14 protein-coding genes and 1 pseudogene are annotated in these 21855 nt (G+C 31.2%); all 15 read right to left on the reverse strand.

Translation table 11 applies throughout. The annotated features are described in order from the left end of the window. Positions 1–191 precede the first annotated feature (191 nt). Complete coding sequence (locus ACFHWD_RS01250; RefSeq protein ID WP_229980505.1) at positions 192–5525, reverse strand: DEAD/DEAH box helicase; 5334 nt, start codon at positions 5523–5525, stop codon at positions 192–194. 20 nt (positions 5526–5545) lie between these two features. Next, entirely contained in the window at positions 5546–6598 is a 1053-nt protein-coding gene (locus ACFHWD_RS01255) for a hypothetical protein (RefSeq protein ID WP_106010495.1), read from the reverse strand. A 1-nt stretch (position 6599) separates the two neighbouring features. Next, on the reverse strand, positions 6600–8609 hold the full coding sequence (locus tag ACFHWD_RS01260; RefSeq protein ID WP_229980507.1) for a hypothetical protein: 2010 nt from the start codon (positions 8607–8609) through the stop codon (positions 6600–6602). A gap of 4 nt (positions 8610–8613) precedes the next feature. After that, positions 8614–10191 (reverse strand): hypothetical protein, encoded by a 1578-nt coding sequence (locus ACFHWD_RS01265; RefSeq protein WP_106010493.1) that lies wholly within the window; start codon positions 10189–10191, stop codon positions 8614–8616. A 51-nt stretch (positions 10192–10242) separates the two neighbouring features. Further along, positions 10243–13494, reverse strand: a complete 3252-nt coding sequence (locus ACFHWD_RS01270) for a type I restriction endonuclease subunit R (RefSeq protein WP_378059895.1) — start codon at positions 13492–13494, stop codon at positions 10243–10245. 260 nt (positions 13495–13754) lie between these two features. After that, entirely contained in the window at positions 13755–15341 is a 1587-nt protein-coding gene (locus tag ACFHWD_RS01275) for an SIR2 family protein (RefSeq protein ID WP_229980513.1), read from the reverse strand. 34 nt (positions 15342–15375) lie between these two features. Beyond that, entirely contained in the window at positions 15376–16659 is a 1284-nt protein-coding gene (locus tag ACFHWD_RS01280; RefSeq protein ID WP_229980515.1) for a restriction endonuclease subunit S, read from the reverse strand. After that, positions 16649–18166, reverse strand: a complete 1518-nt coding sequence (locus ACFHWD_RS01285; RefSeq protein WP_229980516.1) for a class I SAM-dependent DNA methyltransferase — start codon at positions 18164–18166, stop codon at positions 16649–16651. Before ACFHWD_RS01285 ends, ACFHWD_RS01280 begins: the two co-directional genes overlap by 11 nt. A 45-nt stretch (positions 18167–18211) precedes the next feature. Further along, the gene (locus ACFHWD_RS01290) at positions 18212–18844 is read right to left on the reverse strand and encodes a helix-turn-helix domain-containing protein (RefSeq protein WP_229980517.1); all 633 of its coding nucleotides are present in this window, start codon (positions 18842–18844) and stop codon (positions 18212–18214) included. A 220-nt stretch (positions 18845–19064) separates the two neighbouring features. After that, positions 19065–19376, reverse strand: coding sequence for a hypothetical protein (locus ACFHWD_RS01295; RefSeq protein WP_229980519.1), 312 nt, complete (start codon positions 19374–19376; stop codon positions 19065–19067). A gap of 13 nt (positions 19377–19389) precedes the next feature. Then, positions 19390–19632 carry a hypothetical protein gene (locus ACFHWD_RS01300; protein ID WP_229980521.1) on the reverse strand — a complete coding sequence of 81 codons (243 nt, stop codon included), beginning with the start codon at positions 19630–19632 and terminating at the stop codon, positions 19390–19392. Positions 19633–19686: 54 nt separating this feature from the next. After that, positions 19687–19755: pseudogene (locus ACFHWD_RS01305) on the reverse strand (hypothetical protein); the annotation flags it as partial. A gap of 41 nt (positions 19756–19796) precedes the next feature. Next, positions 19797–20006 (reverse strand): hypothetical protein, encoded by a 210-nt coding sequence (locus ACFHWD_RS01310; RefSeq protein WP_229980523.1) that lies wholly within the window; start codon positions 20004–20006, stop codon positions 19797–19799. Between the two features lie 54 nt (positions 20007–20060). Continuing rightward, positions 20061–21227: a phospholipase D family protein gene (locus tag ACFHWD_RS01315; protein WP_229980525.1), complete on the reverse strand. Its 1167-nt coding sequence runs from the start codon at positions 21225–21227 to the stop codon at positions 20061–20063. A gap of 212 nt (positions 21228–21439) precedes the next feature. Next, positions 21440–21838, reverse strand: coding sequence for a TM2 domain-containing protein (locus ACFHWD_RS01320; protein ID WP_229980527.1), 399 nt, complete (start codon positions 21836–21838; stop codon positions 21440–21442). Positions 21839–21855: the final 17 nt, after the last annotated feature.

Consider the following 21855-nt stretch of genomic DNA (forward strand, 5'->3'; position numbering starts at 1 on the left):
TAAATATAAGTCAGTTATCTTTTGGAGATCTTCCTGTTTTTGCTATTGGAATTAAATTTTTTATTTGATCCCATTGTTCATCCAATATTTCATAACGTTTTCATGCCATATTTGCAACCTCCGAGTTTTTTATTTTACCTAAAACTCGATTTTTGCGCAATATTTAGTTTTCAGACACGATCTAATCTAATTTATAAATTAGATTTATTATAAATATATTTCTCTACTATTTTCCACACATTTGCAATAGACACCTTAAACAATCTATCAGGTATTAAAATTGTCTCTTTATCTCTATCTATTTTATTCATATTGCACATTGCAGGATATATTTTTATTTTTTTCTTTAGTGTTCCTATATTTATCCAATAATTATTTTCTCCTTTTATAATGTGACCTGGTTCTTCCTGCAATTGTGCTATTTCTTCAAGTGTTTTCATATAATCAATTTCTTTTTTTTGATCAACTTCAGCTAATTCACCCTTTCTCACCCAGTTTAACAACTGTAATCCTGCCTTGCGATCCAAATTTGCCCTGATAGATTGATTCCAAAAATTTTGCAAACAATTTGGGCATGCTGTTTCACAATTACATTTTTTTAATCTATTTTCAGCTTCGTCCATCACTTCCTCTATTAGATCTGCAACTCTATTTGCATATCCAGCTCCACTTGATAAACTATCATATAAATATATATCTACATAAATACTTTCCTTACCATATCTTAACCGATATCCTGATCTTAAATCACTAAATTCAATATCCAAGACCTTACTAGCTGCTAGTGCTAATGCTTCAGATAATGATGTCGCTGCGGGTATTACCCATATGTTTAAACTATCTTTAGCAATATTAATATATTCATTTTCCAATTTTAATTCTAAAACGAGCATATCAGTATGTATATCACAGCCCAAAAATACTTTTTGTCTCGTATGAGAACATTCTTGCATATCTTTCTTCCATTTATAAGAAACTTTATACGGTCTCTTTCGTTCTTTTTTATCTTTACCCGAGCTTACACATGGATCAATGGCACCACATTTAGTACATAAATCAAAACCTTCATCATCAGGTCCTTTATTGACGAGAATCAATTGCTGATCTTTTCTATTTTCCATACAAATCAGCCCTGTTTTTGATATTGAATCCATTTTACTTGTATCACCATAAACTGAAGCATAGGAAGGTTTACTTACAATGGAGTATTCTTGATTATCTCTCACTTCTGGAATTTTCATTCCATCTCTTGCTGTAAATCCCCAAGGTTTAATCAAAATTTCTTCCCTTAAACTACCTCCACACAATGGACAAACTCCTGTTTTGTTTTCTAATCCAAACCATCCACAGTCATGATTCTCACAACAATAAATGCGTTTATTATATTCATTCATCTTTAACCATGGTTCCGCAGCTTTATATGCATATTCCTTATTATACTTAGTATAATAATCATATAAACCGCCTGAAATATAGGACTTTTTATCAATAACAAGCATACGGCCCGGAGCATATTCACTAAGGGCAATATCAATACTTCTTTCAGGACTTTGTTCTACTTTACCATATTTATCTTCAACCCAAAAATGTACAATATCTCTTGGGAAAGAGTATGTTGGCAATAGGCCTTCCGTAAAGAGCTCATTCATCAATGAAATATATTTCTCTTTTTCGTCTTCTTCACATTTTTTACTTGCCCTGTAAATAATTGGATTTTTATTAACTTTTACTTTTATTTCTTGAAGCTGCTTTGTTATATCTTTTTCATATTTATCCCAACTAATTGAAATTTCATCAGGTATGAGTCTTCTTACTCTTTCTTGTGACAATGGTAATCTATCTTTTAGCCATTCAATGAAATTTAGATAATTGGGCTTTACTTCCTCTGAAAAGAAATTTATAACATCTATGTCAGCCATACTCATTTCATAGGACATAAAAAATTCTTGTAATAAAATCAAATTCAGATGTCTTCCGATTAGTTTTTCATTAGTATAGTCAATCCAGGGTATTCTGGGATTACCTGAAATAATCTCTCCTGGATGATTAAAATACCATGCATCATGCGGTCCATTTTCTGTATATGTTACAATGGTAGAAACAGCTGCACCTTTCCTTCCTGCACGTCCGGAACGTTGTTGATAGTTTTCCCTCATAGGCGGTATATTTCTCAAGCCAACTGCTGTTAATGACCCAATATCAATTCCTACCTCCATAGTAGTCGTACAACTTAAAATGTCAATTGGCTCACTATTCTTTTTTATTAAAATATTTCTAAAAAGCATTTCATTTTTTTCCGTAGTTGCCCAAACATCATTTTCTTGGCTTTTATGAGATAATTGTGCTGTATGCTCGTCAGTCACAAAGTTCTTAATTTTTCTTCCTTGTATCGCTTCTATTACAGGCTTTCTCCAAAAATCATATCTTTCTAAGTCTTTTTGTGACATCTCTGATAAATAATCCTTACTGCCACAATAAATACAACTATCAAATAAAGTAAATGTAGATGTGCCTGAACACCTATTGCATCTATACCATTTACCATTTTCATTTGTTTTTAACATCAAATTGCTCGACAGCAAATATCTATTATTATGAGATACATGGCTGTCTTTGTTTACATCAGTAAGCAGTAAAACAAAATTTCTTCTCATCTCTTCTATCTGATTTTTATTTATTCCATTTGACTTTAGTATTTCAATCAAATATTTAGGAAACTTATCTTCTTCTCTAATACCTAAGTTCCCTTTATCGAAAGGTAATATACTGTTCCTCACTTCATCAGATACTGATGGAAATATAGCTATATCTTTAACTAAAATATTTTGAATCCATGTATTATATATATTTCTAATAATATTTACATCTAATCCAGTATTTCTTTTTACTCCTTTTAATACTAATTCCTCCAATTCCTCTGCATCTTCACCTTTTTCTAAAAGAACAATTTGTCCTAAGCAAAGGTTATTAAAAGAACGATAACTATCACTGATGTTTTTTAAAAGAAGCTGATAAAACATTTTAGGTGGAGTTCCTAACCTTCTCGCCATTCTTTCATAATCTAACCCTTTTTTATTTTTACTACCATACATATCTCTATAACGTTCTAATTGTTCATTAAATTCTTTTTTTTCATCTCCATAAAAAAATGAAATATTATTTTCCTCAACAACCTTAAGAAATGCATAATACAATATATCAAGCGATTTCTGCTCTTCACCATATCTTTTATTTAACTCTTTTTGCGCCATAAAAATGGCTTGTCTTCCTGCATCTCCATCAGTCGCTATTGTCAAATCACGTGCTAGTGTAGCTGCACGCTGCCTACTGTCAGAAAACAGGAGCACTTTTTTTCCCTCATTCTTCAATTTTGCATTTTTAACTGGCTGATCTATCAACTGCTCTGTAACTAAATTGGCAAAAGGTTCATTTCCCCTTACCCTAAATGGTGTTGGATTATTTTTTTCTCTCCCGCAATTGGGACACATCTTAAAAGTATACATTTTTTTATCTTTATCATAAGTTCTCGGTATTAATACTCTAATAAATCCTTTTTTATTAGAAAATTCTTCTCCTTCATATAAAATTCCTGTCTGACTGTTAATATATCCAAATATAGATTCTTTTCTTGATTTACTATTTTTTACTCCCTCTTTAAATATATCATCTTTAGTTCTATACTTTGGTGCCAACCACAAATGTATTTCTCTAGGATTATCGATAAATTTACTGCTATCCTGCCATAAAAACGTGTGATATCCCATATCTTCACTTTCTTTAAATGCTCGAATAAATAATGTGCCACATCGTCTATCTCCGACAAGCTCAAAAACCCTTCCTCCACATTTAGGACATGTAAAATTAGGCTGATTGCTAATATGTCCTATTTTTATTCCCATTATTTCATGATTATCTTTACACTCCGGGTTTATACAAGCATATATACCATTTATTCCCCTGAATAATAAATGCACTTTAGCTGAAAGTAATACCTTACCATCTCTAGATCGTGATAATGCTCCTAATGCTAATAAAATCTCCGTTGCCTTTTCTGCATCTTCTTGAGAAACTCCTTTAAAAACACATTTGGCAATTTTCTTAAATGGAACAGCACTACCACTGCATAATCTAATCAGTTCCAACATAGGTGGATATTTAGATAATTTTTCATAGAGCCAATCATTATAATTATCTGTAATTTTCCCCCACTTGAATGATTGCGAGAGTATAATAAGCTGATCCTTTAAATTCTTTTCATCACCCTGTAATTTATCATAGTCAAGCTGTAAAAGGCAATTCACATCTTCTTTATTACCTTTTTCATGACCTAGTAGCAGCGTTTTCTCTCCTTCAATAATAGAAAATTTATCTTTTTTCAAACTTTGCCCTGTTAAACCACAAGCAAATTCTCGTAATTCCTTTTCACTGTTAGGCGGTACACTAGCACTAGTTAATATACATTTAACTTGTTCTCTGCTAATATCTAACTTATCCAATAGTCTTCTAATAAGTAAAGAAACTTCTCCCCCTGCAGCACCTCTATACATATGAGCTTCATCTATGACTAATAAAAGTTTATTATTTATTGAACGTTTTAACCATTTTCTTGTCTTTTCCCAAAAGCACTGCTCAATAGGTCTCATAAGCATAAATTCAAGCATACTGTAATTAGTAATAAGGATATCAGGGCATATTTTCTGCATTTCAGTACGCGTCAGAAGTTCAGCATCATTCTCCCCGGTTACTTGAATTCCCTTATCCAGGGCACAAATAAAAGCATTTAAATCTTTAGCTGGAATTTTTCCTGCTTTTTTCAATTCTTCATATAACATTTTCTTATATTCACCTTTTTGATAATATGTACTTTTCAATAATTTAGAAAGCTTCTTATTTTTATTTTTATCTTCTTTTCCTGAATAAGGTGTACGTCCCGTATACATACCAAACCTTAATCTTCTGACATCATTATTACTTTCCTGTTTCATAAGGTTCATATAAGCATCATCTGCTCTTCCTACAATATTGCGTATTCTTCCCAGTTGATCTGATACTAGAGCATTCATTGGATATAAAATAAGTGCTCTTATACCTTCTTGTTCCCAATTATTTATATCAGCAGCTGCTTGTCCTATCATCTCAGTTAATATAGGCCAAAGAAAACATTCTGTTTTACCTGAACCAGTCCCAGTCGTAACTAACATATCTTTATCATGATAAAAAGCTTCGAGTGCTTTAACTTGATGTGAAAAAGGTGTATCAAAAACACCTAAATTATTTTTTACTAAATAATCTAAGTATCTCTTTATATTTTCATCCAAATCTGCATTTTTAAATCCTTCTATCTCAACCTTATAATTTTGTGTTACTTCAATAAAAGGCTCCCGGAACAATACACCTTCTTCATTTAACATTGATTTTGTAGCTTCTAGTAACAAATCATTTTCTGCAAAATATTGAGCCTTAATATAATTTGCAAGTTTTTCCTTTAGCTTTTCATGTATCTTTCTGATTCCTAATTGACTCACTATTTTTCTCCTTTCTATAGTTATTTAAATACTACTTGAATCCCTAATCCATCCAGCATATCTTCTATATCTTCCCACATAAATACAGGAATTTCTCTTAAATAAATATCGTCATACGTTCTTTTAGGCCAGGATGACATTAAAAGTATTCTGGTCTCTGCATCAGGTAATCTACTATGGCAATGCAATTCTATTATTTTTCCATTTGTTTTTGCTTTAAATATTGCAGGCTTACCACGATAATAATCCAAAGCATACATAATTCTGTTTATCTCTTTCTCCCTATAATACCATTCATCCAGTTTGGCCGTAAAAAATTTTCCTTTTTCATGATACAGTAAAACATAATTGCATTTCTGATCACTTCTTCTAAGTAATGAAATACCATTAGGAATACATGATCTATTAAGTTTTCTCCAGGCTTTGCTGTGCCACAAGCCATTTTCTCCACTAAAATATTCATAGTCATCTTCTAATTCATCTAGCTGCCAGGAAGCATTTTCTTCTAAAGATCTATAATATTCCTCTAAGTTGCATTCAGGTATATTAAACACTTTCCTATAATTAGGTTCACATTGTTGCTTTTTATTTCTCCATTCTCCCAAGCCAACAGCACAAGCCCCTTTAAGACTACTGTTCCAATCTACACCACCCAAAATCAATTCATTGTTTTTAAAATATACTATTCGCTCAGGTGATGATGTCAGCCACTGTGTTTTACATGTTTTATTTATTTGATAACAAAAAATCAATTTTTCAATTATATAATTACTCAACTCTTTTTTTACTGACCGGGTGTCATTTACTTCTGTCCACTTTTTTAAATGAGGAATTGCATTAACTAACCCATTAGCAACATGTCTTAGTCTTTCATTTACATAGCGTTGACTTACGCATGGATATTCTCTTTCAGTTTCATTCATTATTTCAACATAGGAATTTCCTAGGATTTGAACTTTTGCCCATGCTGCCAATGCACAATATATCACTCTATTGCCATATTCCTCAGCCGTCTCGCCATCAAAAGGATACATTCTTAAATCTCTCGAAATTTGTAGTATCAATTCATCCATATCAATCACCTACTATAGATTCCTTTAACTCCTGTGCAAAATAATCAGGATAGTTATCTATATTACTCCCGATTTTTTCTCTTACATCATCTTTAAACATTGATTTTAAATCACATATACTTAAACATTTAAGAGCACTTCCCACATCTTCCATATTACACAAATAAGCTAGTATCAAACTTCTAGTAATTATATAGGAATCTTCAGCTTCAATATATTCAAGCAGTCTTTTTAGCTTTTTATAACTATCCTCTATATTCAATTTACTCTTTCTAATTGATTGCAATATTTTCATATTATCGGCATAATTATAATCAAATTGCACTACCGGTCTAATATTTGATATTTTAATAAGTGCCAAATATTCAAATAAATATGATGGTATTAAATTAGCCATATTAATATCTTCACACGATAACAATATAATTTTATTATCTTCTTTCGATTCAACATATTCTTTAAAGAGTGGAAGCAACAAGGATTCATTCATCTGACCTATTGCATTTTCTATTAAAATAACTTTAGCTTCAGAATTATGATAAAGATCTATCAATTCATTTACTTTATTATATCCTGGCGATAGAGTGATAATATAAGGTGTTTCTCCTGCATATGAACAACTTATGGCTTTGGCAATTTCTCTAGTCCTGTACCCAACAATAAGGGGTATCATTCTAGCTGCTAATACACTTATTATGTAATCTGACCATTCATATCTATCTTCCACTACACCTATATTTTTAAGATTATCTAATATTGTATTGCTCCATTCTTCTTCATCTATACCATTAAAAAGCTCCATTTTATTACACTTAATTTGATATTTAATATACAATTGCATGTTATTTTCTTTTTCTTGTAATTCTTTTATATTTAAAACCGAAGATTCTAGGGCTGATCTAATAAGTTCTTTATCAATATTATTAATAAAACCACTTACTACACCATTATATTCTTTTAATCTTTTCCGAGATTTTTCTTTTTCCTCATTTAAGTTTATAATTTCTTTTTTTAATTTTCTAACATTTTCCTTTAAACTATTCTTTTCATATATTTTTTTATCTATTACCAACTGATTCTCTTTTTCCCACCTTGCTTTGTATTCACTGCTATAATTTTCATATCGTCGATTTAATTCATTTTCTAGATACTCAATCTTTTTATTTTGATCTTCATTTATATTTTCTAACTTTTGATTTTTCTGCTTTTCCTTAATTATATTTTGCTGCCATTTTTCTTTGTTATCATTTAATTCTTTCTTGATTTCACCAATCTTAGATTCTAAAGACTCTGATTTCTCTTTTAAATAATCATAGTTCTTCTGTTGTTCATCTATATATTCATTTTTTTCATTAAGCATTTGATTTATATTTTCAATAGCCCTTTCTTTTTCCAAAATTTGTGAGCTTAAAATCTGATTTTCATTTTTGAATTTATTTTCTATAGCTTTAAGTTCTTTCTCATATTTTATTTCTAATTTTTCTTCTTCTTTTAGCACCCGCTTTTCTATTTTCCTGAGTTCAACAACCTTTTCAATACTGTTTTCAATCATTTCTCGTTGCTGTTCATTAATATAAATCCCATTTAAATTCAAAAATAACGAAACCCATTCCATACTTTTTCCTATATATTTTGACTCCATTTTTTCTAATAAAATATCTAATAACTTTATATAATTTTCTTCTCTATTACTTTGTATTGTCTTTTCTATATTTTGCATTGAGCCAAATTTTGATTTTATATATTGATTAATTTCATCTAACCTTCCACCTACATTTTTTTCAACAAAATTAATCACCACACTATTTTTTCGTTTAATCTCATTTGAAAAAACATTTGGTATTTTCCTTTGCAATACCAGTGAATTCATTTTTAAATCTGCTCCATCAAGTTCATTTCCAAACAGTTTTCTTTTTTTCTTTAAAAATTCTATCAGCCCAGGTGTTATAGGTAGAAAAAATTCTATTATTAATCTTATTTTACTTTTATCCAACTTTTCAAATTCAATCATTATATTATAAATTCTCCCCCATTTTATGTAAAAGTCCCTGCAGATTTACAGGTACTTTTTCTGTCCAAATCCACTTATATAAGATTTTATATATATCTTTGTTTTCTTTAGTAAGATTTTTTCTAAGCTTGTACATTAATATTTTATTTTCATAAGTTGCAGAACCTGTAACTCCTCCTCTATACATATAAAATTTTTCACGTATACCTTTCCAATTTATTTTTCTATACCTGCAAACTCTATTATATCTGTAATATATATTTCCAAATCCCCTGCAATCAATATTTATTGTTCTTCCATAATCTATTTTCTCTAAGCCATATTTACCCGAATATATACAATAATTACCTTTCATCACTCTTGCTATAATCGGAACATTAGAATCCATAGACAAAATACCTTTTTCAGGGACAGAATTATTATCCTTGTTATAATCGATGATATTTCCTCTAATATCTTTCATTATTATTTTAACTTCTAATAAATTTTTATAGTTTAATCTTTTTTTATAATTTAAAATATACTTAATCTCTGCTGAAACATTTGTATCGTCTGTATTGTCTAATATTTTTTGATCTTTAATTATTTTATTTGTAATTACAACGACTTTCTCACTAAATGCAGATATATCAGAGATTTTAAAGACTCTATTACCCGATAAAAAATACATTTTCCCATCTTGTATTTCGTAAAGGTATTCACTACTATTGTTAGGTAAATGATAAAACCATGCTGTATCACCATTAAAAGTAAGTTCTTTTCCATCACACACAGCAGGCGGCCACAAAGGTATAATTTCACTTATTTTATCAGCAAGATGATACCTTTTTCCTTCTATAAACTGTCTTACCTCTTCTGTAAATTTTATAATTTTCATCTCATATATATTAAATACTTTCTGTTTGCAGTTTTCTTTCAATTTAATTTGACCTACATTTTTAAATACAATACCATTAACCCAAGGTGCTTTTTCCAAAAACATCATTCTATATTTTTTACCAACATAAATATTAGCTTTTATAGCTACACGATATCCTCCATTTTCACTTGAGTAATATATGTCATTTTTTATATCAATGCCTTTTATTCCATACAGCCATTTCCTTTTTACTTCTTTAAATTCTGTACCTAATTTAGGTTTAATACTGATATCTATCCATTTGGTAATATCATATACTCTATAATAACTTAAATTTTCTATACAGCACCACTTCTTTTTGTTAATAAGAACTTCTGCCCGATTTTGTATCAATTTATTTCTGCAATTTTCACTTATAGTAGGAAAATAGGCACGGAGTTCAAACCTATTCCCATCATTACACAAATACAATGGAATTCCACCGTTCATCACATATGCAACATCAGTTGCATTATCAATTTTACTATACCCTAAACTTTCATGATACTCAGGACACATACGCTGCAAAGGTGTTCTCTCTTTTATCACATTATGTGCAAAACAAGGCTTTTTACCATTCCTCAGAACTAGTTTTTCTATACAATAAGGGCAAAAATATTGTTTCCATTGTAAAGCATTTTTATAATGTACTTTTCTGCCTTCTTTATCAATACCAAATTTCATTCTGTACCTCCACACAAATTACATAAGATTGCCAATATTCAATGTAGAATATCAGACTTTATAATACCCTTCATCTTCCGCAACTTTCCCATAACCTGAATATGCATGGCTTTCCACATTACCACACATTAATTCAGCCTGCTTCATTACAGTTTTCAAAGCACTTTTAGCCTGCTTGGGAGGATAATCATATTTTTTCAAAAGTCTCTTTATAATTCTCCTCATACCTGCCTGGGCACTTTTTCTTATACTCCAGTCAATAGTTATATTTTTTCTGATTACTGCAGTCAGCTCATGAGCTATTTTCTTCAAAACATCATCTTTCATAAATTGTTTTACAGCATCATCTGCTGTCAGGGCGTAGTAAAAAGCAGCCTCATCTCTATTCATTCCCAAATCTTTTTCATTCTCCACATCTTTCTTCATTTCATTGGCCATTTTTATAAGTTCTTCTACAACCTCTGCATTGGTAATAGCCTGATTTCTATACTTATTCAGAGCCCTCTTGAGTTTTTCGGAGAATTTTTCCGACTTTACAAGATTGCCTTTCTCCATGGTCTTTATATTACCTTCAAGCAATTTTTTCAGCATTTCCACAGCAAGATTTTTATATTGTATATTTTTGATCTCTTCAAGGAACTCCTCTGATAAAATTGATATATCAGGCTTTTCAATACCCATAACATCAAATACATCTATTACTTCCTCCGATATTATGGAACGCTGAAGCATTTGGTTTACTCTTTCTTCAATCTCTTTTTTGGATTTTTTCCGGAGCTTTTTCTCCTGAAGCTTTGCAAGGCTTGCCTTTACACATTTAAAATAACTTATCTCAAGTGCGGATTCTTTCCCTTCAGGTGTAGCTGCACAGAGCGAATGGGATTTTGCAAGTTCTACTGCTATCTGTTTGAATTCCTTCTGCTCTTTTTGAGATTTTCCCAATACAAAGTTCATTCCGCCGGTAATTGCCCTGATTCTTCCCGCCTGTGACTTACCCATATAATCGGAATAATCAAAGCGGTGCATCATATCCTGTAAGATTTCCAGTTTTTCCAGCATGACAGCCACTGCTGCAGAAGTATCTATTCCAGTATTCTTCCTATCATTGTCCGTATATTCATTCAAAGCCTTTTTTAAACTTTCAAGAATACCCAGATAATCAACTATGACCCCACCAGCCTTATCCTTAAAAACTCTATTGACTCTTGATATTGCCTGAATTAAATTATGGCCCTTCATAGGCTTGTCAATATACATTGTATGCAAAGATGGAACATCAAAACCTGTAAGCCACATATCACGGACAATGACTATTTTAAGTTCATCCTCATTATCCTTCATCCTTTTGGCAAGAGTATCACGTCTCTGTTTTCCTCCAATATGTTTTTGCATCCTGGGCTCGTCCGCAGCGCTTCCAGTCATTACAATTTTAATCTTACCCTTGTATAAATCATCACTGTGCCAATCCGGCCTCAATTTTACAATTGCATCATACAAATCCACACAAATCTTTCTGCTCATACATACAATCATGGCTTTTCCATCGACGGTTTTGGCCTTTTCCTCATAATGACTAACAATATCCTGGGCAAGTTTTTTAATTCTGTTAGGCGATCCAACTACTGCCTCAAGTCTTGACCATTTGGATTTATTCTTCTCCTTCTCCCTTTCTTCCTGACCTTCTGTAATTTCTTCAAATTCATCATCTATCTTCTTGAGTTCTTCATCATTGGTCTCAAGCTTTATTACCCTGTTTTCATAGTATATTTTAACTGTGGCTTCATCCTCAACAGCCCTTGTCATATCATAAACGTCTATATAATGGCCGAATACCGCCGGTGTGGATTTGTCTTCATTTTCAATGGGTGTACCTGTAAATCCTATAAAAGAGGCATTGGGCAATGCATCCCTCAAATGCTTTGCATATCCATATTTTACCTTACCTGTTTTAGTATCTGTTTTTGCTTCCAGACCATACTGGCTTCTGTGAGCTTCATCAGCAATAATTATCACATTTCTCCTGTCTGTTAAAACCGGCATTTCATCACTCTCCGGCCTGAATTTTTGAATAGTGGTAAATATAATTCCACCGGATTCCCTGTCATTTAACAGATCATAAAGTCCATTGATTTCTCTTACATTTTCTTTAACCTGCTGATTTTTCTGTTCATCGGTCAATTTTCTGACATCAGCCTGCCTGGGAGTCTGCCTGAGCAGATCTTCCGATTTGGAAAAGGTCCTGTACAACTGGTCATCCAAATCATTCCTATCAGTTATAACCACTATGGTAGGATTATTGAATTTTTCAGCAAGAAGCGCTGCATAAAATACCATGGTAAAGCTTTTCCCCGAACCTGTAGTATGCCAGACAACACCTATTTTCCTGTCTCCATGGGCACTTATTGCAATTTTAGTTTTCTCCAGTGCCTTTTTAACGGCAAAATATTGATGATACCCTGCAAGTATCTTTATTATGGTCTTTTTATCCCCAATTTTGTTTCCATATGAATCCTTTTCTTCTTCTTTGGATTCCTGAAATAAAATAAAATTCTTAATTATATCAACAAATCTTTCTTTCTCAAACATTCCCTTAAACAGCACTTCGTACTGCGGAACAGACAGAGGCTCAATATTTTCTCCATCTATGGTTCTCCAATTCATGAATCTTTCTTCATTAGAGGTTATGGTTCCAGCTTTTGCATTAATTCCATCAGATATTACACAAAAGGCATTGTAGTTAAAAAGAGAAGGTATATCCCTTTTATAGGTTTGAATTTGATTGTAGGCATTTTCAATCCCTACATTTTCATCAGAAGCAGATTTAAGCTCAATGACCACCAGTGGAATACCATTTACAAATACTACAAGATCAGATCTTCTCTCTTCATTTTCAACAATGGTAAATTGATTTGCCACCAAAAACTCATTATTGCTATTGTTTTCAAAATCCACAATATAAGCTCTTTTTGTCCTTGCCAGTCCGCCTTCCATATAGGAAACTTCCGCACCCTCCGTTAAAAGTCTATGAAAATGCCTGTTGTTCTCCTCAAGCACAGGACTGTTAAAAGTTATTATCTGCCTGTAGGCATCTTCAAGGGCTTCCTCCGGCAAATCCCTGTTTATTCTAAACAGTGCATCCTTAACTCTATCCTTTAAAATGACATCCCTATAATCTTTCCTTTCAGGATAATCTCCGTCACAGGATATATCAGGAGCAAAGACATAATCATATCCAAGTTTCTTAAATATTTCTACAGCTGCCTGCTCCAGCTGATCTTCCGTAAAATTTTCAAGTGCACTCATGGCATAACCCCCTCCTTATACTTATTTTATCATCTTATATGACATTTTATACAAAAAACAACTATTTGCTTCTATGGAAAATTTTTATATTGCCTTAACAATCTTTTTCATGTATAATTTAAATATAATAACATATGTTAATAATATATTGCTTAAACGAGGCGGGTGATTTATTCCCTGCTATTCGTCAATTGGCAGTATTTAGTAGGTTATCAAGAATCTTAGTTGTTTGGTGGGTGATTTATTCCCTACTAAGTTGACTAGGATTCTTTAGTTCTATAATATTTTAACCAATCATATATCTTAATCAATCGTCTAAAATTAGTTTTATCAGCACTTCTACCATTACTAAAAATATCAGGATTATTTTTATAATAATCTCTTAAAAAATTGCCAAGTGATTCAATATCAATATTTTCCTCTTGTAAAAAGGAAATTAGCCATAAGCTCTTATTAGGATCATTATTTGATACAATATGATTTACAGTTTTATCAATGCAATCTTGTCTTTTTTTATTATTACGTATTGATCTGCTTAATAAATCCTCATATTTTGTCCTAATTGCATGCTGCACATATGCAGGTATTTCAACTGTCGCTTTTGATATATATTTGTATATTGGAACACTTCCCGTATTACGTTTAAGCAGTACAGGCAAACTTTCAGTAACTACAAGATTAGAGTCATAATTTCCATTATCAAATAGAACATCTTTAAATATTTCTTCAACCTTTAACCCACAATATCCTTTTTTACCAAATTCAGATAAAACTCCTACACCAATTACAACTTCTATATTATCCAGATTTTCATCATCTTCTATTCCAACAACTTTCATTTTTGTAGTAGGTTCATTATTAATAACCAAGTCATAAATTTCTTCCTTAAGTCTTCTTAATACAGCAGTATTATATTTAAATTTATTTTTTAGTAATGCTTTATATAACCTAGAATAATCCTTAATATATATCCTCGTCATATTTAAAGTTTTTTCATCTTCAAAAGATATACTATGAGTTGATATTTGATCCTCCTCACTTGAATTATTCCATTCTACAAAAATAAGCCTTTTTTTAAATTTCTCTAATTTTTCCTTTGAAAGACATTTCACTATGGCCTTTAAAATACTCTTAATATCTTTATCTTCAATAGAATACCCAAGAAAAATAATTGGATGTTCCAAGAAAATGGTCAATATCTTGGCTGCAAGATATGCATTATTTTCCTCAAAATTCAAGTAATCTTTCTCATTAATTACTATGGAATCCGGTTCAGTGCAACAGCCATGAATTTTATATATTTCACCTACTCCCTGTATATTTGAAAATATAAGCTCTTCTTGTCCTATAAATCTCCTATAATTATATAAACTGTCTTCTATAAAATTATCATAATTTGTTGTAATAACTGCTGCTATACTCTTTTTACCTAGTTTCTTGAACAATTTAATTTCATCAACATACTCTTCCTTAACACTTAGAGAATTATTTTTAATATATTTAGCAATTTCTATTTTCAATGGCGAGGCTCCTGCTAAGGCAAGTTCTTTATATTCTCTCCTACTCTCCTCAAACTTAGGATCTTCAAACCAAATATCCGATAAATCACATTCTATCAATTCTGCTATTTTCTGAAACTCACCAATTTTAAATCCCTCATTTTTAGCTTTTCTACTGTATATTTCAAATGCGAACTCATTATCTTTAGTCAATTTTGCCATTTCACGCAAAAGAGTTTCCCAATTTGCCAACCCCAAATATCTTCTAGAGATACCAGCACCAATAAATAGAACCGGTGCTGTATCAAAATTTCTAAATACATCTTCAAGTTTTTGTATTCTAATCACCCTCTTTAATAAATTAAATTTATTCAGTTGGTTCTCAATTGTTCAAAGGCACTCTTATTTCACCCGACATAAGTTTTGGAAGTAATGTATCTCTCAACTGAGTTAGCTCATTATTAATATTACAATTTAAAAATATTCTTTTCAACAAAGATAATATTATAATATCAAACTTATTAATTATACTTTTATCCGGAATTAATATTTTCAATGATTTAACTTGAACCTGATTTATACCTGGTTGTGCTGAATTCGCATTGAGATTTATAATATCTTTTGTCATACAATCTTGATCTAACCAAAAATAAAGGTAGCTTTGAGATATAAGTTCATTAGTTCTCAATATAAAAACATGGGAGTTTACACAACATTTTTCATGAGGATATCCATTCATAAATATTGTTTTTCTTCCTAATTTAGCACCATCTTTGTAAAGTAAAACGTCCCCAGATTTTATTATTCCTTTGTTCATATTTTTAAAATAATCATATGATACATACTTTTCTTTACTATAATTATATTTGCCTAATCCAATTATATTTTCAGCTCCTATACTTGGTATTCCCTTGTTTAAGTTACCCGCTCCACCTTTAGGTCTATTACCTGCTTCAATTGTATTTAGTACCTTGCCTAAAGCTTTTAGTTTCCACCCCTCAGGAATCATCCCCAGCTCACTTTGAACCATCTTTCCACCACTTGATTTATAAGGCTTCCCTTCTTCATTGGAAAACTCAAAATCCACAAACCAGTGTTTGAATATTAATTGAGCCATTTTTTCAAGAGTCTTGTTCATTTGATTGTTGACTTCTATTTTTTCATCCAGGGTTGAGAGGATATGGGCTATTGCTTTTTGTTCTTTTAAAGGTGGAATATATAAATTTATAACTTCTCCTAATCTAGTTTTAGACAATTCAGTCTGGCCAGTAGAACCTTCTGCTAATCTCTCAATATTTGAATGTTGCATAAAAAGATTATATCCTAAATATTCAGGATACACTTTTTCGTTAGCCCTAACTATAGTTACATGAGAATCACACGTAATAAGTTCTTTAACATTTTTAAGCTGAGCTACCCTTCCAAGTGTTCCTACACCTGTAGAATTTATAAGTATGTCATATGGTTTCAAATATTTTTGTTTTGAAATTCTTTTCTTATTAGGATTTGTAAGTCTTGATGCTTTAAAATTTACAGTATTATTTCTAATACATTTTTGATTAATTACAATAACCCCACCCTTGTTAGTGTATGATGGTGTTATCCCTCTAGAAATAAATTCACACACATCTATCAATTTTGCTTGCATCCATTTATCAGATATCATATCCAATCCCCCTAAGGTTTTTCCTTATCTCTTCTTCTAAGCAGTGGGATTTATCAAACAACTCTCCCAGCTCATCTGTCAGTGTTTTTATCTTTTCATCAAAGGGAATCCCATCATCTTCTGCTTCTTCTATTCCCACATATCTCCCTGGAGTCAATATATATTCGTTTTGTCTTACTTCATCAAGTTTTGCTGCTTTGCAAAAGCCCTTGATATCTTCATAGTTTCCATCTATATTTCTGTATCCGTGGTAGGTATCTGCAATTTTTTTTATGTCTTCTTCACTCAGCTCCCTGTGCCTTCTGTCAATCATTTCTCCCAAATTTCTGGCATCTATAAAAAGTATTTCATCTTCCCTACACCTAAATTCAGGATTATTCTTTCTATTTCTGTTTAATATCCACAGTGAGGCTGGTATGCCTGTTGAATAAAACAGCTTATCCGGTAATGCTACTATTGCATCTACCAAAGGTGCTTCAATTAAATTTTTTCTTATTTCTCCCTCATTTGAAGTATTCGAGCTTAGTGACCCATTTGCCAGTACTATGCCTGCACAGCCATTGGGAGCCAGATGATACACCATGTGCTGAAGCCACGCATAGTTTGCATTTCCCTCCGGTGGAATACCATATTTCCATCTGACATCTTCCGTCAATTTATCCCCACCCCAATCACTTATATTGAAAGGTGGATTGGCTAAAATAAAATCAGCTTTTAATGTTTTATGCAGATCATTATGGAAAGTATCATCATTATGTGGTCCTATATTTGCATCCAGACCTCTTATGGCAAGATTCATTCTGCAGAGCTTCCATGTAGTAGAGTTTAACTCTTGACCATAAATAGATAGGTCATTGATTCTTCCCTGATGTTCTTTAATAAATTTTTCACTTTGAACAAACATACCACCGCTGCCACAGCAAGGATCATATATTCTTCCCTGATATGGCTCTATCATTTCAACTAATGTTTTAACAACTGAAGTTGGAGTATAGAATTCTCCACCGCCTTTTCCCTCTGCATCGGCAAATTTTCCTAAAAAATACTCATATACTCTCCCAAGCAAATCCTTCTCACCATTTTTATGAAGTTTTATAATAGAAATTAAATCTATAAGCTCTCCAAGCCTTCTCTTATCAAGCTCTGGTCTTGCATATCTTTTATCTAAAACACCTTTGAGTGTAGCATTTTCTTTTTCTATTAAAATCATGGCATCGTCAATTAATTGCCCTATTTTTGGACTTTTAGCATTATCTTTTATATAATTCCATCTAGCTTCTTTGGGAACCCAGAATATATTCTCTGCTTCATATTCATCTCTATCCTCTTCAAAACCTTCTCCCTCTTCCACAAGTTCGTTGTATTTGGTTTCAAATTTATCAGAAATATATTTTAAAAATATAAGTCCCAATACCACATGTTTATACTCTGATGAATCCATGCTGCTTCTCAGTTTATCCGCAGACTTCCACAGTGTTTCCTCAAATCCAATATTTCCTGTTGACATTGTTTTTATTCCTCCCTGTTTATTCTTCTGTATTAAGCAATTGATCTAAAAATTATAATCATCAAATATTTCAAATATTTCACTTTCAAACTCATCCTGGCTTTCATCACTGTTTATTTTATCCGGAAGAACCTCCATGTAGTGTGCCAGTGCTTCGATGGTTCTATGTAGAACAACTTCCTGCTGAGCTTTGCTCAGCAATTCAGTAATAAGCCTATAGGTATCCATATATGGATTGTCATCTACTACATCCAAAGCTTGTTTAAATTTAGAAACAAGTTTTGCTTTTTCAATCTTTCTCTCAATTCTGTTCATCTCTTCTTTATCGTAGATAGGCACTTTATAGATACCCTTGGTGTCTTTTACCATGAACTGCTTATCATATTTTTCAATTACGGGATTTAATTCCTTTTTCAATTTTTCTTTTTGAATTTCAAGTTTTTCTATTTCATTTAACTCTTTAGGAAAATACTCTTTGCTAATTCCAAACATTTTTTCAAGTCTTGGTAAATATTTTTTGGGTATGCCCTGTTTGCCCTTTATCCACAAGTTAATATTTTGTTTTTTCAATCCAAGTTCTTTGGCAAGTTCTATATGCTGCATATTGTAAAGTCCTAAGATATATTCTAATCCTATCAATCCACCACCACCTAACTTAGGCCTCATTGTCTTAGTCAATACAATTATATTACCTCTTTTTATTGTCCCAGTCAATATTTTTTAATAAGAATTATATCATTTTGTTAAGTATGATTTAAATCTCATCTTTTCCATCAGTGTAAGCAAGCATAAAAAATGCCAAAAAAATAGGGCAAAATGCCCAATCTTATATAAAAATAGAAATAATTATTTTTATATATCTCATATTTAGTTTCTCCTATAATTCATCTAATCATTATCAATACTTATTACAAAATTGATCCATCCAGTCATCTAATTCATCATCTTCTTCTGCTTTCCAATTATCCAATAATTTTTTCACATCTTCTTTCATTTCACAATATTTCTTCTCAGCTTCACCATTACTGGAAGCAAAAGCTGTATGGACCATTAGGCCATAGATGCCTATGGTTATAGCAAATGGTGTATTACCACAATCCCGTTCAAGTATTATTCGGGCTTCATCGCCATAAGTTTCATCAATTATCACTATTCCATTTTCAGAGCCAACTTTACCAATAGTTATACCTTTTTTATACTTTTTCCACATTACTAAATGCTCCTTAATTATTCATTGTCCTATTTATTGGACAAAAATTGCAAATAGAACATGTCTCATTTTTCGAAAAAACTTTTATCCCCAAAACTGCTGAAAAGGCTAATTTCACTTTAGTCACCATAATTATTTCATGGCACAATTTCCCTGTAATTTTCTTATCAAGCAGTGGACAATAATGATCATACACCGTTAACTTTTTATACAATATTTCTCTATTAAAATATTTCTTGGCCTCATTAAGACTCATTGAATTAGCTCCACCACTATAGTCCGGTTGTTCTTTTTGCAGAGGATCATCCTCTCAGTCACACAGTCCACAAATATCCCAGCCATTTTCTTCATCTAACGACAATTCTCCACAGCAGGGACACCTATACCTTTTCCACTACAATCTCCCCAAATATTTTAATCTCATTTCAGTTCATTTATGCCACCGTCAAAAAACCCGTAATTTTTCTCAATGAAATCTATAAACTTATCCCAGAATTCATCTTCTGAACAGTTTTCTGGTACTGATACGTGGCTATCTATTTCAATTTCCTTGGTGTTAATAAACCCTCCATCTTCATTCTGGTCAAGAGCATAGAATATCCTATATTCGACTTTACGGTATTTTTTCACCCTCTCGTAATCTACATTTGAAGAATTTTTTATCCTTGACAAGTCCGTGTTATTTCATAAATTACCATTTTCATTATTATTCCAGTCAACTATCATGTTTGAATCCCTCATTCTGGTTTTTTTACCATTGTAGGCAATTAGGCAAGCTTTGGCAAATGATTCCCAATTTTCTTTTTTAAATTTCAGGACTTCATCAAAACTCAAACAGAGAATATAACATTCAATATTTTTAAATATCCATTCTTCTGAAATATTTGTTAATCGTTCTTCAGGAATTATATATTTCAAATCATATATATTTATTTTAGGATAAATTATTTGAACTATTGGCTTATTTTTAAATGGAAAAAGAAAAATCCTGTAGTTCATTATATTCATAGCTACATCTACTTCTCTTTTATTTTTTCTATATCTAAATTTACAAGAGCTTCTTACACTTATAGGTATATTATTTTTAATCAAATTATAAATTTCAAAAACCTTCTGTTCAAAATTTTTCATATTACATTCGTTAATTATTAAATTTAAAGCTTTATACTCTGAAATATTATGAACAATTCTATCATTTATTTTATTTAAATGATTTTTATCCTCCTTTTGTCCGTAGTTTTTACCACTCATAGTCCGATTCTTTTCCTTATATTGATGACTTTTCTTCTGTTTTACAACTTTTTTATCAACCTTTATAACTTGGTTCCTTATACCGTCTATCTGATTCTTATTTTTCTTGAAAACATCAAGTTTATTTTGTATTAAAGCTATTTTTTTATCATTTATTACACCGGCTTTATTCCATAAATTATTTATATCTTCCAGCATATTATCCAAATTATTTTCAATTAAAACACCATATTCTAAATTATTGTACATACCATTTTGAGTGAAATTAGCTGAAGTTACTATAGCTTTCTGCCTATCGATAATATAAATTTTGGCATGAAGATTAGAATAATACCTTACCTCTGAGTTTGGATTTTTAACTAACCTATCAATTATATTTATATCTGACGAATCATTTAAAAAATCTTCCAGAGAAAATCGTGTTAGCACTCTTAACTTTATTCCATTTAAGTCATAAATCATATCTATTAAAGGGTTGTTTGAAATATAAGGTGACATAATTATAACTTCATTTTTTGTCTTACTTATTAGATATTTCAACCTTTCTCCAATTGAATTAGATATGCCATGATGATTATACAAAAATTTTACATTCATCATAAAATGAACTTCTCCTTATTTTATTTTTCATCACTATATTCCATACTGTAATCATTGAAACTATTAATACAATACAACTCCGAATAAAACATTTACCGCAAATTGATGTCCTTTATCGTTATTTATCTATAATAATTTTTAAAAAATGAGTCGCTGCATAATTAATTATGCAGCAGCCCCATATAATTTAAAAATATAAAATAGACCTTGTATTATTGGTTATTATTAAGTAAACTATTTATAACTATCTGTTCTTCTTCCTCATATTCTTTCCTGACTTGTTTTGGAATTGTAAATAAATCAACTAAAAGCATTATAGCCAGTACTATAATACATATTAGGCCAATGATGGATGCTCCACCTCCACTAGCGCCTTCACTTGAAATAGCTGAAATGCCACCAGTTAAAATGGCTATCCATCCAAAAATCCCCAATACCAAATAAATGATACCCATTTTTTTATTGCCTAAATAAAACTTATGAACACCTAAAGAACCAAAGAAAATAAATAACACATACGAAAGTCCAACACTTTTTTTTCGCTTGTCCATTTCACTGTTAAGTATGGACATTTGTTTTTCTGTAAGCTGTTCCTTTTCCTTTATAGACATTCAATCTTCACCCCATT

The sequence above is a fragment of the Clostridium sp. MT-14 genome, assembly GCF_042436595.1.
GTDB classification, from domain to species: Bacteria; Bacillota; Clostridia; order Clostridiales; family Clostridiaceae; genus Clostridium_B; species Clostridium_B aromativorans.

Excerpts from the sequence above, each read along its gene's own strand:
- ACFHWD_RS01265 (WP_106010493.1), bottom strand. The coding sequence starts at position 10,191 with ATGAAATTTGGTATTGATAAAGAAGGCAGAAAAGTACATTATAAAAAT.
- ACFHWD_RS01300 (WP_229980521.1), bottom strand. The coding sequence starts at position 19,632 with ATGAGTCTTAATGAGGCCAAGAAATATTTTAATAGAGAAATATTGTAT.
- ACFHWD_RS01320 (WP_229980527.1), bottom strand. The coding sequence starts at position 21,838 with ATGTCTATAAAGGAAAAGGAACAGCTTACAGAAAAACAAATGTCCATA.
- ACFHWD_RS01285 (WP_229980516.1), bottom strand. The coding sequence starts at position 18,166 with ATGTCAACAGGAAATATTGGATTTGAGGAAACACTGTGGAAGTCTGCG.
- ACFHWD_RS01270 (WP_378059895.1), bottom strand. The coding sequence starts at position 13,494 with ATGAGTGCACTTGAAAATTTTACGGAAGATCAGCTGGAGCAGGCAGCT.
- ACFHWD_RS01260 (WP_229980507.1), bottom strand. The coding sequence starts at position 8,609 with ATGATTGAATTTGAAAAGTTGGATAAAAGTAAAATAAGATTAATAATA.
- ACFHWD_RS01255 (WP_106010495.1), bottom strand. The coding sequence starts at position 6,598 with ATGGATGAATTGATACTACAAATTTCGAGAGATTTAAGAATGTATCCT.
- ACFHWD_RS01315 (WP_229980525.1), bottom strand. The coding sequence starts at position 21,227 with ATGATGAATGTAAAATTTTTGTATAATCATCATGGCATATCTAATTCA.
- ACFHWD_RS01295 (WP_229980519.1), bottom strand. The coding sequence starts at position 19,376 with ATGTGGAAAAAGTATAAAAAAGGTATAACTATTGGTAAAGTTGGCTCT.
- ACFHWD_RS01280 (WP_229980515.1), bottom strand. The coding sequence starts at position 16,659 with ATGATATCTGATAAATGGATGCAAGCAAAATTGATAGATGTGTGTGAA.